The organism is Nostoc sp. C110, assembly GCF_043099725.1.
Taxonomy (GTDB): Bacteria; Cyanobacteriota; Cyanobacteriia; order Cyanobacteriales; family Nostocaceae; genus Nostoc; species Nostoc muscorum_A.
In genome coordinates, this window is record NZ_CP171148.1 from 5,858,171 (window position 1) to 5,874,929 (window position 16,759).

14 protein-coding genes are annotated in these 16,759 nt (G+C 41.8%); 6 read left to right on the forward strand and 8 right to left on the reverse strand.

Annotation, left to right across the window (positions count from 1 at the left end):
* Positions 1–78: 78 nt before the first annotated feature.
* From ACFFRD_RS30030 to ACFFRD_RS30045, 4 genes are all read right to left on the reverse strand, one after another.
* Positions 79–651 carry a hypothetical protein gene (locus ACFFRD_RS30030; protein WP_190961920.1) on the reverse strand — a complete coding sequence of 191 codons (573 nt, stop codon included), beginning with the start codon at positions 649–651 and terminating at the stop codon, positions 79–81.
* Between the two features lie 214 nt (positions 652–865).
* Complete coding sequence (locus tag ACFFRD_RS30035) at positions 866–1,672, reverse strand: inositol monophosphatase family protein (RefSeq protein WP_392479389.1); 807 nt, start codon at positions 1,670–1,672, stop codon at positions 866–868.
* Positions 1,673–1,742: 70 nt separating this feature from the next.
* On the reverse strand, positions 1,743–3,176 hold the full coding sequence (locus ACFFRD_RS30040) for a BCD family MFS transporter (protein WP_114082749.1): 1,434 nt from the start codon (positions 3,174–3,176) through the stop codon (positions 1,743–1,745).
* Between the two features lie 127 nt (positions 3,177–3,303).
* Complete coding sequence (locus ACFFRD_RS30045; RefSeq protein ID WP_392483199.1) at positions 3,304–3,375, reverse strand: tetratricopeptide repeat protein; 72 nt, start codon at positions 3,373–3,375, stop codon at positions 3,304–3,306.
* Positions 3,376–3,426: 51 nt separating this feature from the next.
* Here ACFFRD_RS30045 and ACFFRD_RS30050 point away from each other — a divergent pair, with 51 nt between their 5' ends.
* Complete coding sequence (locus tag ACFFRD_RS30050; protein WP_392479391.1) at positions 3,427–4,236, forward strand: Rpn family recombination-promoting nuclease/putative transposase; 810 nt, start codon at positions 3,427–3,429, stop codon at positions 4,234–4,236.
* A 122-nt stretch (positions 4,237–4,358) separates the two neighbouring features.
* On the opposite strand, the gene ACFFRD_RS30055 is transcribed toward ACFFRD_RS30050, so the two are convergent.
* Complete coding sequence (locus tag ACFFRD_RS30055; RefSeq protein WP_392479393.1) at positions 4,359–4,970, reverse strand: hypothetical protein; 612 nt, start codon at positions 4,968–4,970, stop codon at positions 4,359–4,361.
* A 682-nt stretch (positions 4,971–5,652) separates the two neighbouring features.
* On the opposite strand from ACFFRD_RS30055, the gene ACFFRD_RS30060 reads away from it, so the two are divergent.
* Entirely contained in the window at positions 5,653–5,877 is a 225-nt protein-coding gene (locus tag ACFFRD_RS30060; protein ID WP_109011393.1) for a hypothetical protein, read from the forward strand.
* Positions 5,878–6,134: 257 nt separating this feature from the next.
* The gene (locus ACFFRD_RS30065) at positions 6,135–7,082 is read left to right on the forward strand and encodes an aldo/keto reductase (RefSeq protein WP_392479396.1); all 948 of its coding nucleotides are present in this window, start codon (positions 6,135–6,137) and stop codon (positions 7,080–7,082) included.
* A 10-nt stretch (positions 7,083–7,092) separates the two neighbouring features.
* Here the strand turns inward: ACFFRD_RS30065 and ACFFRD_RS30070 are convergent, their stop codons facing one another.
* From ACFFRD_RS30070 to rimO, 3 genes are all read right to left on the reverse strand, one after another.
* Positions 7,093–7,671, reverse strand: coding sequence for a Uma2 family endonuclease (locus ACFFRD_RS30070; RefSeq protein WP_190961924.1), 579 nt, complete (start codon positions 7,669–7,671; stop codon positions 7,093–7,095).
* A gap of 222 nt (positions 7,672–7,893) precedes the next feature.
* Positions 7,894–9,423, reverse strand: a complete 1,530-nt coding sequence (locus tag ACFFRD_RS30075; protein WP_392479398.1) for a DEAD/DEAH box helicase — start codon at positions 9,421–9,423, stop codon at positions 7,894–7,896.
* 262 nt (positions 9,424–9,685) lie between these two features.
* Positions 9,686–11,005 carry a 30S ribosomal protein S12 methylthiotransferase RimO gene (gene rimO, locus ACFFRD_RS30080; RefSeq protein ID WP_190961925.1) on the reverse strand — a complete coding sequence of 440 codons (1,320 nt, stop codon included), beginning with the start codon at positions 11,003–11,005 and terminating at the stop codon, positions 9,686–9,688.
* Between the two features lie 672 nt (positions 11,006–11,677).
* Between rimO and btpA the strand changes: the two genes are divergently transcribed.
* The 3 genes from btpA to ACFFRD_RS30095 all read left to right on the forward strand — a co-directional run bounded on the left by btpA (position 11,678) and on the right by ACFFRD_RS30095 (position 16,588).
* Positions 11,678–12,526: a photosystem I biogenesis protein BtpA gene (gene btpA / locus ACFFRD_RS30085; RefSeq protein WP_392479401.1), complete on the forward strand. Its 849-nt coding sequence runs from the start codon at positions 11,678–11,680 to the stop codon at positions 12,524–12,526.
* 85 nt (positions 12,527–12,611) lie between these two features.
* On the forward strand, positions 12,612–13,595 hold the full coding sequence (locus tag ACFFRD_RS30090; RefSeq protein ID WP_114082742.1) for a vitamin K epoxide reductase family protein: 984 nt from the start codon (positions 12,612–12,614) through the stop codon (positions 13,593–13,595).
* A gap of 788 nt (positions 13,596–14,383) precedes the next feature.
* Complete coding sequence (locus ACFFRD_RS30095) at positions 14,384–16,588, forward strand: CHASE2 domain-containing protein (protein ID WP_392479403.1); 2,205 nt, start codon at positions 14,384–14,386, stop codon at positions 16,586–16,588.
* Positions 16,589–16,759: the final 171 nt, after the last annotated feature.

Genomic DNA, 16,759 nt, shown 5'->3' on the forward strand with positions numbered 1-16,759 from the left:
TTTCAAAAATCTTTGCGTCAATTTAACGTTAAAAGGGTGAGTATAAACTGCGTTTGCAAAGTAATTACAAATTACGAATTACGTCTCTGTACTAGGTATTTCTCTAGTTTTAGTTACATCAATTTTGCTTAACCAAGTAACCAAGTCTTCTGAATCAAGTGCGATCTCGCTTCCTAAAGTTTTGATATAAAGAAGTCCATCACTAATAATTAAATCTCGGATTGGATACCACGAATCCCGCGTCCTGATCAGAAGTTCCAAGGGAATCCCTAGTCTTGAAGTATACTTGCGATATTTCCACCAAGCTCGCCATAGAAGTACAGATTTAGTACAGTGCATCTCATAGCCTTTGGGAACTTCGCTGTATTGATACTGATAGAAACCCCGACTATCTACTTCTCCTTTGAGAAGATAACTATATTCTGCTAATACCTGATTTATTAATTCCCACTGGGATGATTTTGGAGAAATCAAGAATTCAGATAGTGTATTAGATAGTTGGAAGGTGGCAATCACACCTTCACCTTTTGCTGTCAATTGGTTGGTTTTATACACTGTTTGCGCTGTCAAAGCAGGATTTGACAACAAAATTTCTTTTTTCTGGATAGAGTTTTGCACAAACTCTCGAATTAAATCTAGATTAGATAACATAAAATTATTTATACTAAATTAAGCAGTGTGATATAAGCCACAACGGTACTTAAATTAGTAACTACATTGGTTTTGAACTGAAATCAGGATTATTACCAGTTTTATTTATACTCAATTCTCTGTCTGACTAGGGCTTTATTAACTTTGATGTCGGGATGTCGCCGTTCACTACTCTGATTGACAAAATAACTGTTTTAAGTGTGAGAGCAGCTGATTAGATTTTTACGCCATCTAGAAAAGGTTGAAATACCGGAACTAATTCGGGACGACTGACAACCAAAGTGGGAAAAGAGCGATCGCTATAATCTTCTCCAGGTGACAACGGAAACGGTTCTGATTTCAGCGATACCCATACCCCACCAGCTGCCTGGACAATTACCCAAGCCCCGGCTAAGTCCCAAACTTTTGGTGTCGCCTCAATCCCACCGAGAGTAGCCCCAGTAGCAACTGTCAAAAAATTATAGCTAGCTACACCCAACATCCGAATTTTGCAGGGGAAGCCGTTTTTGATAGCTGCGGTACTACGAGAACAAAGGTTAAAAAAGTGATTATTGCTGGGACTATCAACACTGGTGTGGATGGGGTGGTGGTTGAGAAATGCTCCTGTTGGTGTTGCTAAACCAGATGAACCCGCCCAAAAACCATGAAAAGCTTGATCCAAGGTTGGTGCGTAAACATACCCAAAAATGGGCGTGCCTCGATACAGTAAACCCAGAGATATTGTCCAGATAGGAATGCCGCGTGTAAAGTTGGTTGTACCATCTAGGGGGTCAATTACCCAACACCACTCAGTACCAGGAAATGACTGATCGCTCTCTTCGCTCAAAATGCCGTAACCAGAGAAATTAGAAGCGATCGCATCCCGAATTTCCTGGTCTGCCCACTTATCTGCTTGCGTCACCAAACTACCATCAGCTTTTTGGGAAGCCTGTACTTGCCCAAAATCTTGCATTAGCTGCTTGCCCACCCTGGTAGTGGTAGTTTGGGCAAAATCTAGAATTGTTGTCCAAAAATCATTCATTGGTTATTAGTCATTTGTCATTTGTCATTGGTCATTGGTCATTTGTCTCATGCCCAATGCCCCATACAGTTTAGTCTAAATCGCTTTCTAAAACCGAAGCGATCGCTTGCTTAGTACTTGTTTGAAATTCTGTGATGTTCACCCGATTTAGAAACCAAATCGATAGCACCATTCCTAGTGCTTCTAGGGCAAATACCAGTCCATAAGCTAACTCTAAACTCGGTAACAGCTTGCGTCCAATATCCAAAACTGTACCTCCGATGACTACCGCCACACCTCTAGAAAGGGACTGCGCTAATCCCCATGCCCCAATAAACGTACCTGCGGCTTCTGCTGCGGTAAGATCCAACATCAAGCTAATTGCTGCTGTAGTTAAGAAACCTGCGGCTAAACCGAAAAAGAACAAGCCTAGTTTGAGAACTGCTGCATTAGCTGTGAATCCTGAAATACCTAGCAATATTGCACAGAATGCTACCAACATACAGCCTAAACGTGCAGTTCTGCGCTTACCCAAACGCGGGACAATGTAAAAGCCAGTAACACCGTAGGCAATCAGTAGTCCTGTTCCATAAAAAATATTTAATTTGGTACTTTCCGCTAGAGGCATTTTAAACACTTGACCCGCATACGGTTCTAAAATTGGGTCTTGCATAAACAAACTGATAGTCATCACCAATAAAAAGGTGAAGAATATACCTGTTTGGGGGCTAGCTGTCAAGATTTTCCAAGCATTGCCTAGAGTAATGCTGTCTTCCCGGTTCACCAGTGTGGAACGGGTTAAGTATTGGGAGTATTTTTTTTCTACGCCGAATGTTGCTGCGATCGCTAAACCAAATACAATTGCTGGGACGATAGTAAACAGCCTGGTGATAGATGCCTGTAAGGTTTCTAAGGTTGCCTCTGGCGTTAACTGTTTCAGCAAACTGGCACTAATAATTGCCCCAACAATAATCCCCACCATTAGCATCGACCAAACCACACCAACTACTTTGGAACGGTTATCTTCTTCAGATATATCCACCAACAAAGCAGCAAAGGCAGTACCGCTAGCACAAATTCCTAGACCGTAGACAGCAAAAACCAAAGCTAAAAGTGCTGTCCAGCCAATTGTTTGGGTTGTCCATGTCCAACCACCTGCACTAGTAGCGGCAAGATTCATCTGCCACATTACTTGTACAGCTAAAAATGCTGCGATCGCAAATATTGCCGCTCCCACCCAAACATAAGCTGTGCGGTGGTATCCCCATAACGGCTTGGCATCAGAAATCTGGCCAAACCAGACACGGGAAGGAGCAACAAATAAAGGCAGTGCTAGAACGACTGATACCAGCGTCGCCGGAATTGCTATTTCTTGAATCATGACTCTGTTGAGTACGCCCAGAGTCAAAATTGACATCATGCTCAACCCCATTTGAAATAAACCCAGCCGGAACATGGTCAGCAGGTTTACCCTTGGCACAGATAGGGATTTTGTTTTGGTATCAAATACTTCACCGCTTGCCATAGCTACTTTTTCGTATGGTTTATAGGATTTAATCTCTCTCTCTTTAAATAAAGATAAACCCTACCCGCTTAAAATCAGCTAAGGAAAAGTGGAAGTTGCGATGCGATCGCACTTATTTGGCAAGCAATTATACACCTCGATTAGCATAAGCTTCAGCCAAGTTAGGATTAATTTTTAGTGCTTGGTTGTAATCCGCGATGTCTACAACTGGCTACGCCTAAGGATAACAAGATAATTTTAGGATGAAGTAGTGAAACGAGACTCCATTTACTATCAAATTTTTAAGCGCTTTCCTGGATTACTCTTTGAACTGGTTGATAATCCTCCTTTGCAAGGGCAAAACTATCGATTTGAATCAGTTGAAGTCAAAGAAACCGCTTTTCGCATGGATGGTGTGTTTTTACCTCCAGAAGATGCAACATCCAGGGTGATTTTTTTTGCTGAAGTTCAATTCCAAAGAGATGAAGCTCTTTATCATCGCTTCTTTACCGAGTCGCTGATGTACCTGAACCGGAATCGTTCTCAGTACGATGACTGGTTCTGTGTGGTAATTTTTTCATCACGGTCTTTGGAACCAAGGGATCAAAGAACTCATCGAATATTTCTCAACAGCGATCAAGTGCAGCAAATCTATTTAGATGAGTTAGGCGCGACTAATCAGCAGCCAATAGGCATCAACTTGATGCAGTTGACTCTAGCATCGGATGAAGTGATGGCAGAGCAAGTAAAGCAATTGATTGAGCGGGTAAAATTAGAGGAAACGGACACACTGCCGCAAAACGAAATACTAGACATCATCACCACAATCGCCGTTTATAAGTTTTCGACCTTGAGTAGAGAGGAAGTTGAAGCTATGCTAGGACTCACTTTAGAGCAAACAAGGGTTTATCAGGAAGCGAAAGCCGAGGGTCGAGAAGAAGGTCGAGAAGAACGGGAAGCTGAAATGTTGAAACTTACCGTCCCTCTGTTACTAAAAACAGGGATGAGTGTGGAGCAGATTGCTCAACACCTCAATGTTGATGTAGAAACTGTCCAGATTGCTGCACAGCAAAATACATAGAATGGGCATTTTATGTCTGTTGTCATATTTTGGCAAAATGAGGAGAGCTTGATCAGAATCCTCAATTGTCCTTTTATGATTTCCAGAGCGATCGCACCAAAATATGACAGATTAAGATATGCCTATTTGAGATTCAGAAGTTGAAGCAGATTTTGAAGCTTAAAATTATTCCAACTCAGAGCTACTGAAGTTTCAATAGTTAAATTTCCTTGTTGAAGGTTAATCATCAAAGAAGAACCATTTTCAAGACTATGAAAAAGGGAATCTAAAAGCTGCAATTGAGTTCGAGGAAGAGTATAGTAAACCTTATTATTTTCAATTCTAACCTCTTTTGGTAAAGCTCCATTGGGAAGTTTACCTCCCAGAAATCTTGTCCAACCTGCAATGAGGTAACGGTAAACTATCGATTCAGTCTCAAACTGAGGGGGTTTCAATAAGCGAAGCTCCCCTTCAACGCAATCTTTATTAAGAGTTATTTTTTCAGGAGTAAAGTGTAATGTTACTTGAATTTTATTGTGCTCTATTACCGCAATAAGTCCCTCCTCAGAGTGCGGTTCTAAGCTTTTTAATTGCTCAACTCTAGTTTCTGCTTGTTGACAGAGAAGTAAAACCATTTTTTTTGTCAAAGTCAACTTTTTAGCTTCTGAGCTAAACATAATGTATTCTTCTAGACTTCTTTTTAAAAATTGTCTAGATTCCTGAAATGCTGCTGTAAATTTGTTAAATACACTCATGTTTAGTTATTTAAAGAATATAAAATTATGGCTCTTCAGTACTTAGTATGCTAAATTAATATACTAAAAAGCTGAAAACATTGCTACACAACAAAAGCAGGCATTATTTTTAACATTTTAGGTCATCTTTTGGACTTAAGCGTTCTAAACTTGATTTTAAAGTCTAGTTTTGATGTTTAACTAATAATTTGGCATAACAGGTACTGAAGAACCAAAAATATTTAGGTTTCTATTTATAAGTATTCCCATAAAATTCGGTTGAATTATCACGATCAGAATAAAAGTCAAAAAGCCTGAACAAATACTTATCACAACATTGAGCAAGAACTAGCTAAGAAATAGCGATCGCGCTCCAGCATTAGTGAAAACACAGTGATTGTAACAGTGAGAATGGAAATGTTTTAGGATATTTACTAGCATGGTTCGCCAGAAAAAGTCTTTAATCTATGGATTGCTTTAATAAGCGATCCAGAAGTAATTGTTTGATAAACTCTGACTATAGGTGCTTACTAAAGTTATGGTATTGTGCTGTAACTTTATTGGACGCAATCAAACCAGATAAAAATATCAATATTAAAATGTGGCTTTAACTACGCTATTCCATTGAATTAGTAAGATAAACTTGCCGTATGTATGTCATCAAACTACTTACCTTCATCTAGTAACCAAAAAGGCATAAGCAATGAGTAAAGAACCAGTCAAAGTAATATTATGGGAAGAAAATCAAAAAGATTTTCTAAAAAAGTTCTATGATCTCCAATTTACTCCCAGAGTAGGAGAGGAAGTTTACCTAAAAAAGGAGAAATGGAAAGTAACCAGAGTTGAGCATGATATCGAAATTAGTGAGATTAATGTCTACATGGAATTAATCAAAAAAGCCAAGCAGGATAAATCATCTAATTCATAAATACAAGTAAATACACTCAACTATAGCAATCCTATTTGATTTGTGAGAATTGCAGATCGCAGCTCCCCGACTTCTTCGAGAAGTCGGGGATCTTGTTTATGCGAGTTTGATTTAGATTTTAAATTTTTACTGCAAGGCGTGATGTCTACGACGGGCTACGCCTACGCACAATGCGAGTTGTAGTCAAGTGGTGGCGATCGCGCTGTAACGATACACTAGAAAAGTAAAGAAATGTAAATAAATTAAATTTTGCAACCGTGGAAAATATCACATTGGGGCAAAATGGCCCAGTTGTTACACCCTTGTGCATCGGCACTTGGGCTTGGGGTGATAAACTATTTTGGAATTATGGCGATCGCTACGGCCCAGAACAGTTACAAGAAGCTTTTACCGCAGCCTTAGAAGCTGGTATTACCTTCTTTGATACTGCCGAAGTCTACGGAATGGGACTATCAGAGAAATTTTTAGGACAATTTCTGCAACAGACACAACAATCTGTACAAATTGCCACAAAATTTGGCCCCCTACCGTGGCGATTTACAGGACAATCCGTCTCTGATACTTTAAAAGCCAGCCTCAAACGCTTGCAATTAGAGCGAATCGCCCTGTATCAAGTGCATTGGCCTTTTGCCTTCTTTTTAAGTCAAGAAACTTTGATGAATGCCTTAGCGGATGAAGTGAAGCGAGGGAGAATTGCCGCAGTCGGTGTAAGTAATTACTCAGCAGAGCAAATGCGAGACGCACATCAAATATTAGCGGCTCGTGGAGTGCCTTTGGCTGTAAACCAAGTGCGTTATTCTTTACTCAGTCGCCAAGTTGAAAGCCAAGGTATTATCACAACTGCGCGTGATTTGGGTGTGACTATCTTGGCTTATAGTCCTTTAGCACAGGGATTACTCACTGGAAAGTACAGCATTGATAGTACTGAAACCCCCACTGGTGCCAGGAAAATAGACCCGCGATTTAAGAAAGAAGGTCTACAAAAAATTGCCCCAGTCATATCTTTGCTACGCAATTTCGGGGAAAAATACGATCGCACTCCTGCTCAAGTTGCTCTCAACTGGTTAATTGCTCAAGGGAACGTTATTCCCATTGCTGGGGTGAAGACAGCTGAACACGTGCGGCAAAATGCTGGTGCTTTGGGCTGGAGATTGAACGACGATGAAATTGGAGAGTTAGAACAAGTTAGTCGTCCTTGGCTGTAGTATTTCTGAGCTACTCAAACACAGGAGGCCAAATTTCTGACACTACTAGCTCCCAACCTGGTAGTAAGTCTGGTAGTGTAAGTTTGTCGTTGTCTTGCAAAACTATTGGTTCTTGGTTGAGCCGATAAACTGTGAGCGTCAATTTGTCAGGATCAATCAGGATGCCAACTGTACATCCAAGTTGTAGAAATAGCTGAATCTTTTCTACCAGTGGTTTGATCCGGTCTGACTTAGATTTTATCTCTACCATCAAGTCAGGTACTAGTTCCACAAAGTCGCGCTTGCTTGTTTTAAGTCTATCAGCACGAACAAAAGATACATCGGCAGCGCGGAGATTTCGTTTTTCGTTATCAGCTTCTTTCCCGTTTTCAGTTTCTAATGTAGGCAAAATGAAACCAGCGCTAGAACCAGTTACCCGTCCTAGCCTCTGTGGGCGTACCCAGTTACCCAGTAATCTAGCTAACTCAGCGCCTATTTCCTCTGACTCATAATCTGATGGGCCCATAACAACTATATTTCCGTCTACCAGCTCCATCTGCCATTCTGGATGCTCTGCTTGTAGTTGCTCTAAGTCTGGGATAGTGAACATAAGACCACGAAGAACGCATCTTTAAATTTATCTTCCTACAAAGAGGTAGAAGAAATTACCCAAAAGCCAAAAAGTCAAGAGCCAAAGCCAAAATCTTGACTCTTAACTCTCAACTCTCCAATTTTATATTTGGATTTTGGATTGAAGAAAAAATCTAAAATCGTTCGACTGAACGCTCACGACAATTCTAAAATCCAAAATTGATTAACTTCTAACTGTTGACTAAGAAGCTGATTCTCTAGCTGTAGGTGAACCTATCTTTTTACTAGGGGATGCAGAAGACTCATTCCCACTTGTCCGCAGTTTTGGCTTGGGAGAAGAATGTCTTTCTTCACCATTGTTACTATCTGATTTCCATGCAGAACGGGGGCGATCGCTGGAAGAGTCACGACGCTTGCCGAGTCTTGGTTTGGGAGCAGAAGATTCCTCTTGGGGAATTTCCACATCTGAACTCAACCAAGCGGGGCGAGTTTGATCGTAAGCAATTTGCAATGCTGCTGCGGCGATCGCTTGAGCATCGTATTCTTCAATTAGTTCGCTGACAATTGGCAAGAATGAAGCCAAACGCTCACCTGTCAAAGCTTCCCGCACCTGTTCTTGCAGTTTTAGAATGTGTTTTGCTTCAATCTGGGCGCGTGTGGGAATCGTCAGCACTTGCCAACTTTGGCGGTTATGACGTTCAAATGTTTGCTGTTTCCGCCGCTCAAATGGTTGTACTAAAGAAATTGCTGTTCCTTCTTTACCAGCACGACCAGTACGACCAATACGGTGAACGTAGGTTTCTACGCTATCGGGTAAGTCGAAGTTGATTACATGGGAGAGTTGATCGACATCTAACCCTCGTGCTGCAATGTCAGTTGCTACTACCCAACGGACTTGACGGTTACGGAATCTGACTAATAACCGTTCCCGCGCCTGTTGTGACAAGTCACCGTGGTATTCATCTACACTGTGACCAGCGCCTTGTAACTGACTGGTGAGTTCGGCAGCTGTACGTCTGGTGCGAACAAAGATTAAAGCTGTTTCTGGATCTTCCATTTCCAGAATTGGCTGTAAAGCTTTGGCTTTTGTCCAGTGGCGGGGGATCAGGTAAGCTACTTGATTAATCTTGTTGGGAGCGGCTTTTGGTTGCTCAACGGTGACAGTTGCAGGCGATCGCAAGAACTTATTCACCAACATCCGAATCGATGGTGGCATTGTTGCCGAGAATAAAGCTGTTTGGCGATCTACGGGCGCTTGCGAGAGGATTTTTATCACATCGTCGATAAAGCCCATGCTCAACATTTCATCAGCTTCATCCAACACAAACCACTTCACTTGATCGAGCTTTAAACAGCCACGATCGAGTAAATCGATCACCCGTCCTGGGGTACCCACAACCATGTGAACGCCACGTCTGAGTTGTAACATTTGACGGTCAATTGATTGACCACCATAGATTGCTAACACCCGCAATCCTTCATCGCCAATGAATTGGGCGATCGCATCGTGAACCTGCATTGCTAATTCACGAGTTGGTGTTAAAACTATGGCTTGTACGGCTTTTTGATTAATATCTAGCCGCTCTAAAATAGGCAGTGAAAATGCTGCGGTTTTGCCTGTTCCAGTTTGAGATTGACCGACTACATCACGACCACCCAGCAATTGGGGAATTGCTTGGACTTGAATGTTAGTTGGTTCGGTAAAACCGATTTTTTCTAGTTGTGCAACACGTTCTTGGGAAATGCCTAATTCTTGGAATGAAAGAGTCATTAATTCGTCCTAAATTTTATGTAAGGATTCTTGGATTAGCCATTTAGTCATTAGTCATTAGTCATTAGTCGTTAGTCATTAGTTATTAGTAAGCCAAGGGCGGTAGCGAAGCCTCAAGTCTTTGAGAGACTATGCCAAAGAGTCCGCGAACTTCAGGTAAACCCTCATGAAAACTGCCATTAATGCAGCGTTGACCTTAAAATAAGGGTAAATCTGTAAGGGTCATTTAACAAAGGACAAAAGACAAAAGACAAAGGACAATTTAGTTATTGACTACTTGACCATAGAGGTCGTATGTATCAGCGTGGTGAATCGCTATTGGCACGATGGTTCCTAACTTTGCCTGGCCTTTGACATACACCAGGCCATCAACCTCTGGGGAAAATCTACCTGAACGACCTATTAATTCACCACTTTCAGGATTTTCTTGCTCAATCAGGACATCGACGATTTTGCCTACTTCCTGTTGATTTTTCTTTTGAGAAATCGGTTGCTGGAGTTCCATCAGTTGGTATCGGCGATCGTCCATCACTTCTTGGGCCAACTGATTTGGTAGCTTGTAAGCTGGGGTTCCTTCCTCAGAGGAAAAGGTGAAGACACCAACATGATCGAATTCATGCCGTTGAACGAACTCAAGTAGATGCTCAAAATGCTCTTCTGTTTCTCCTGGGAAACCAACAATAAATGTTGTCCGCAGTACGGCTGTTGGTAGCGCCGTTTTGATGCGATCTATAATCCCATCATTTACCCGCCCTTGCCAAGGACGGTTCATGGCGCGGAGAATATCTGGATGAGAATGCTGCAAGGGCAAATCCAGATAAGGCAAGACATTTGGTGTTTCTTGAATCGCCGCGATCACATCTGGGGTCAGTCCCGTGGGATAAGCGTAATGCATTCTGATCCACGGTATATCTACTTTCCCCAAAGCGCGAAGTAATTCGGCTAATTTTGGCTTACCGTAAATATCCAAACCGTAATTAGTGGTGATTTGGGAAATTAGAATAATTTCCTTTACCCCTTGACTAACTAACTGCTCGGCTTCGGCGACTATAGATTCAATAGTACGCGATCGCTGGTTCCCTCGAAGATGAGGAATTATACAAAATGCACAACGATAATCACAACCTTCGGCAACCCGGAGGTAAGCTACGCCCTCGGTTGTAGTGCGATAGCGCGGTGTAGTTTCGTCGGCAATGTAGGTTGGTTCGATACTAACCTGTTTAACCCGTTCGCCAAGTTCAACACGCTCAATTACATTAACAATTTTGTGATAATCGCCTGTGCCGACAACGGCTACTGCTTCGGGCAATTCCTCCAAAAGTTGTTCTTGAAAGTGTTGCGCCATGCAGCCAGTGATTACGATCTTTTTATTTGCCTCTGCCAGTTCTACCAAGGTTCTGACAGATTCTTGCCGGGCTGCTTCAATAAAACTACAAGTATTAACAATAACGTAATCTGCTAACTCTTCATTTGTATCTACACCGTAGCCTGCTTCTACGAGCATTCCCAGCATGTGTTCTGTATCAATTCGATTTTTCTCGCAGCCCAGGTGAGAAATGGCAATTGTTGGCTTGTCACCCATATTTTGAAAATATCTTCATTTTTTTCTTCTTGTTGTCAAACGTTCCGGCGCTAACTTCGCTTTTTTGCTATCAGCATCCTCATGAAAACACTACAGTGGCAAATTCCCACTGTTTTTAACTGTCCGTGGACTCACAACCCTATTAATAAATAAAAATAGAGGTCATGTTATGATATTCCTATCAATCTGTTCCCCAGGGTAAATTGAAGTGTCTTTGGGTACTTTTGACACTTGTAATCTTTTTTAACAATTCGGCTATTGGTATTTTACATTACCACAGCGTGTGCGTTGTTAATCTACCCATCGGGAAGCCGCCCAAAGGGCTTGTTGTGAGAAGTCGCTACCCTCAGGGAAATCGACGAAAGCGACTACGCCTATAAAGCAGTAATGCTACCCCGGCAATTGGCAAGTCCTACGACTGTTCGCGGACAAGATGCCTAAACCACGGAAAGCTGCCTTGCGTCTAGTGAGTGGCAAACTCCTCTTGTAGCCAGGTTTTATCTTAACATATCTTATGGGAGGTTTCACGCCAATTTCCATCTGAGGAAGGAGGCAATAAACCGACTATCATAAAACACATTTGACTAGTTAATGAAAAGTCAAGAGTCAAGGGTCATATAATCAATAGTCAAAAAATTCTAGACTCTGGACTCCGCGAGGCGGATTAAAGACGTGGACTTATATCAATTATTTAAAACTCGCTCACCGATTATTGGCGTGGTTCACCTGCTACCACTACCTACCTCGCCCCGTTGGGGAGGTAGCCTAAAAGCGGTGATTGACCGAGCTGAACAAGAAGCTGCGGCCCTTGCAAGCGGAGGGGTTGACGGTCTGATTGTGGAGAATTTTTTCGACGCACCCTTTACCAAAAGCCAAGTCGATCCCGTGGTTGTGAGTGCCATGACCATTGTGGTGCAACGGATACAAAACTTGGTGACTTTGCCTATAGGCTTAAATGTTTTGCGAAACGACGGCAAAAGTGCAATGGCGATCGCTAGCTGTGTACAGGCGCAATTCATCCGCGTCAACGTTCTCACGGGAGTAATGGCAACCGATCAGGGATTAATTGAAGGAGAAGCCCATCACCTACTCCGCTATCGACGGGAGTTAGGCTGCGATGTTAAAATTCTGGCCGATGTTTTGGTGAAGCACGCCCGTCCTTTGAGTTCTCCAAATCTCACAGTCGCCGTGAAAGACACCATTGAAAGGGGTTTAGCAGACGGGGTGATTTTGTCAGGCTGGGCTACTGGTAGTCCACCTAACTTAGAAGATTTGGAACTAGCTTGTGATGCAGCAGCTGGCACGCCAGTGTTCATTGGTAGTGGGGCAAATTGGGAAAATATTGATACATTGATGCAGGCAGCAGACGGTGTAATAGTTTCCAGTTCCCTGAAACGTCACGGACGTATTGAGCAACCAATTGACCCAATTCGCGTCAGTCAATTTGTCGAAGCCGCGCGTCGCAGTTGGAACTCCAAAGGTGAAAGCAAATCAGCAGAACAAGTGAAATTACATTCTTAGGGAGTGGGGAGAGCAAGCAAACAATTATTATTCGCCATTCCCCATTCCCCATTCTCTATTTTCCATTCCCCATTCCCCAATATTTATGATTCGCCGTCGTTCTACTCCTTGGATTCATAAATGGTCACGGCCATTGATTGCCGCGATCGCTGGATGTGGTGCCCTGATCACAGGTTATCTCACCATAGAAAAGTTAACAGGAGGCAGTGCAGCTTGTGTGGCAGAGGCTGGTGCTAAGGGTTGTAATGATGTGCTTTCCAGTCCTTGGGCAACAATTTTTGGTCAGCCGTTAGCTTTGTTTGGGCTTTTAGCATATATCAGTATGGTGATATTGGCTTTAGCTCCCTTGGTATTTAACTCAGGGGAAAACAATAGCCGCAAACAATTGGAAAATTTGACGTGGTGGCTGCTGCTGGTGGGTGCGATCGCTATGTCTGTCTTTAGCGGCTACTTAATGTATGTGCTGACATCTCAAATTAAAGCTGTTTGTCCTTACTGTATTGGTTCAGCTTTGTTTTCTGTGAGTCTTTTAGTACTAACAATTATGGGTCGTACTTGGGAGGATATTGGACAAATCTTCTTTACCGCCCTAATTGTGGGTATGGTAACGCTGATTGGCACTTTAGGCGTTTATGCTGGCGTGAATAAATCAGATGTTACACCTGAAACTCCAGGACAACCCACAAAAATTACCTTTAATTCCAAAGGAGACCCTAACCCAGCGTTTGGTTGGGAAGTTACCACCACTTCTGGCGAGGCAGAAATAGCCTTAGCAAGCCATCTAGCAAAGGTAGGCGCAAAGGAATACAGCGCTTACTGGTGTCCTCACTGCCATGAACAAAAGCAGCTTTTTGGTAAAGAAGCCGAGGAAATAATTAACAAAGATGTTAAGGTAGAGTGCGCTCCCGATGGGCTTAAAGCTCAAACAGAACTGTGTAAAGCCGCAAAAATTGAAGGCTTCCCCACTTGGATCATCAATGGTCAAAGTTATAGCGGAGTCCAAAACTTAAATGAACTAGCAAAAGTTTCTGGTTACACAGGGCCTCGCAACTTTAAGTATTTCAAGTAATTGTCTTCAAGAAGGCTAGATCAAGCTAGTGGTAAGCTGTAGCTCACATCCCATAAAATAATGCTGAGTTAAAAGACTGCCACGCCACTTGTTTTACTTAAGGTTTACCTACGTGGAGTTTCCCGTAATTACAGAGTGCTTTTTGTCACTCAGAATAGAAGAAACGCCCCGCTATAGCGCCGAGTAATAGTCAACTGGATGAATACAGCAAAGTCTGTTTCCAGTTGGCTGTTTTGTTTTTGGTAATAGATAATAGGTCTTGTCCAATAGCCAATTACCAGTTTTCCTGCGGCTTTTATCCGAAAATATTTGAAAGTTTAAGGAAATTAATCAAGTATATTTACTTTAATTTGATGTATACTTTAATTTTTTTACAGCACTTGGGGGCTACTTGGGATGTAATCATGTCAGCACCAAACCTAAAGGTGTGTCTGTTAGAAGTTAAAAGTTACCACAATTTTCAGCAAGCCCTACTTAATCATTACAAATGTGCAATTTGAATTGAATAAGCTTTGCCAGCCAAGGATTTGGGTGTTAAATTCACTGAAACTCCCTTTCAACAGATTTATTAATCTGTGCTGATAGCCACAAAACTCCCAGTTGCCGTTTGGTCATAAAATCAGCCTTAATATATGTTATTACATTCACAAATGCCAGAATGTCTTGAAGAAACTTGCTGAGTTGAAAAAACTCTTAGAAACTCTATTTAGCTCTCCCTTAAAATATGTTAGTCCGATAGTTAATAGCTATAGGAAATAGAGAATATTTCTCCCTACTAGGTAATGGGAATGAACCAGCAGCTAGGCAAGCGTTTTGTAAAGTTAATCTTTGGACTAAAACAATCGCTTAGTCGAGGACACAGAGAATTGATTACTGCCGTCAGCGTTGCAGTCTGCGTCGTGCTGTTGCACTCCATTGGATTATTGCAATCTTTGGAGTTTGCAGCTTTGGATCAATTGTTTCGCTTACGTCCAAATGAACCGCCGGAAGAGCGTATTACAATCGTAGTGATTGATGAAGCCTATTTGAACGAAATACGTTCATGGCCGATTTCAGATGCGAAGATTGCACTGTTGTTGCAAAAATTAAATGTCCACAAACCCCGTGCTATTGGCTTAGACCTCTACAGAAATTTGCCAGTAGAGCCTGGTAATCAAGAACTGCGTAATACTTATAAGTCAATGCCCAATTTAATTGGTATTGAACTATTGGCAAATGACAAAAACAAAAACTTTAGTGTTTTACCTCCACAGGGACTGAATAAGGATCAAGTTGGCTTTAATAATGTGCTGTACGATCTGGATGGTAAAGTACGTCGCAGTTTGTTGTATTGGCACGTTGATGAGCAGTTACACGAAAGTTTTGCCCTGAAGTTGGCTTTATTGTATTTAAAGCCAAAGGGAATTACCCCTACCAAAGCAAAAAGCAACCCTGAGTATTTGCAATTGGGCAAGGCATCATTTACTCGTTTCGAGGCTAATGATGGTGCTTATGTGAGGGCTGATGATAGAGGATACCAAATTCTGACCAATTTTCCCAAACCTAAATGTCAAAGTTCATCTAGAGAAATTTGTAATTTTCGTCAGGTATCGATAAAAGATGTACTGGCAGATAAAGTCCAAGAAAACTTAATCAAAGATCGGATTATACTGATTGGCTCCACCGCACCTAGTCTTCAGGATTTTGTATTTATTCCCTACTCCAGCAGTCTAATGGGTACGGCAAAGCCCGTACCTGGGATTCAACTGCAAGCTTATTTTATTAGTGAGTTAATATCTGCTGCTCTTGATGGACGACCATTATTAAAATTCTGGTCTGACTTGATGGAATACTTGTGGATTTTTATCTGGTCTTATCTGGGAGCCGTGACGACATGGCGGATACGACACGCTACTAGAAGTCTGCTTTGTATCCTAGTTTCTTGCTTTGTATTGACACTGACTACATACTTTGCTTTTTTATACGGTTTGTGGATACCGCTCCTTCCCTCATTGTTTAGCTTTGGCAGTTCAGCTATTTGGATGATCAGTCATATTGCCCATATCCAGGAAGAGTGGAAACGTTCTAAAGAATTTTTGCATCACGTAATCAACACGATTCCCGATCCAATTTTTGTAAAAAATGAACAACACCAGTGGATTGTTTTAAATGAAGCCTATTGTCGATTTATCGGTTATCCAAATAAGTTGTTAATTGAGAAGTCAGACTATGACTTTTTCCCTAAACATGAAGCTGATGTGTTTCGACAACAGGATGATCTTGTGTTCCGAACTGAAAAGCCCCAGGAACATGAAGAAGAATTTACAAATGCAGATGGACAGACTCATCAAATTGCCACTAAGCGATCGCTCCACAAAGACTCAGCTGGCAATTTCTTTTTAGTTGGGGTCATCCGAGATATTACTCAGCGCAAGCTGATGGAGGAGCAGCTGAAGCGCACTGCTGCTGAACTATTCCAATCTAACAATGAATTAAAACTCAAAGAAGATCACTTGCGTTATTTGGCGTATCACGATCCCCTCACCGGTTTATCCAATCGCAAATTTTTTGCCGAACAACTTTACGAGTCATTACATTGGGCGCAACACAATAACCTGTTGCTGGGACTGTTGTTTATTGATTTAGATGGCTTTAAGCAAGTTAATGATACTCTGGGGCACGAGACTGGCGATCGCTTGCTAATGACTATCGCTGGAAGACTCAGCAACTCTTTACGCGCTAGTGATACAGTTTCTCGTTTGGGTGGCGATGAATTTACTATAATTTTGCGGGCAATTCCTAATGTCCAGATAGCTGCTAAAGTCGCCGAAAAAATCTTAAGCAGTATTACCAAGCCAATTGTTTTAGATGGCTATGCAATCCGAATCTCTGCCAGTATTGGCATAAGTGTCTATCCATACAACAGTCAAGATAGTGAAAATTTGATCAAACAAGCAGATGCAGCAATGTATCGTGCCAAGCACCTGGGTAAAAATCGCTACGAGTTTGCTTAATTAGTTAAGAGTTAAGTCTCCATATTTTTCTCGCTATAGTAAAAAATTTTACCGTTCAATTAGGACTGTGGACTTTAAATATGTGCAAGCCACTATTTTGAAAAAGCATTTTGTATATAACTAGAGGTAGCTTTTTAGTCAAGATAGAGACTTAGCAAGGCTTTTGGGACT

Bases quoted from the DNA above. Each gene is read 5' to 3' on its own strand.
- ACFFRD_RS30030 (WP_190961920.1), bottom strand. From the start codon at position 651: ATGTTATCTAATCTAGATTTAATTCGAGAGTTTGTGCAAAACTCTATC.
- ACFFRD_RS30035 (WP_392479389.1), bottom strand. From the start codon at position 1,672: ATGAATGATTTTTGGACAACAATTCTAGATTTTGCCCAAACTACCACT.
- ACFFRD_RS30040 (WP_114082749.1), bottom strand. From the start codon at position 3,176: ATGGCAAGCGGTGAAGTATTTGATACCAAAACAAAATCCCTATCTGTG.
- ACFFRD_RS30055 (WP_392479393.1), bottom strand. From the start codon at position 4,970: ATGAGTGTATTTAACAAATTTACAGCAGCATTTCAGGAATCTAGACAA.
- ACFFRD_RS30060 (WP_109011393.1), top strand. From the start codon at position 5,653: ATGAGTAAAGAACCAGTCAAAGTAATATTATGGGAAGAAAATCAAAAA.
- ACFFRD_RS30070 (WP_190961924.1), bottom strand. From the start codon at position 7,671: ATGTTCACTATCCCAGACTTAGAGCAACTACAAGCAGAGCATCCAGAA.
- ACFFRD_RS30075 (WP_392479398.1), bottom strand. From the start codon at position 9,423: ATGACTCTTTCATTCCAAGAATTAGGCATTTCCCAAGAACGTGTTGCA.
- rimO (WP_190961925.1), bottom strand. From the start codon at position 11,005: ATGGGTGACAAGCCAACAATTGCCATTTCTCACCTGGGCTGCGAGAAA.
- ACFFRD_RS30090 (WP_114082742.1), top strand. From the start codon at position 12,612: ATGATTCGCCGTCGTTCTACTCCTTGGATTCATAAATGGTCACGGCCA.
- ACFFRD_RS30095 (WP_392479403.1), top strand. From the start codon at position 14,384: ATGAACCAGCAGCTAGGCAAGCGTTTTGTAAAGTTAATCTTTGGACTA.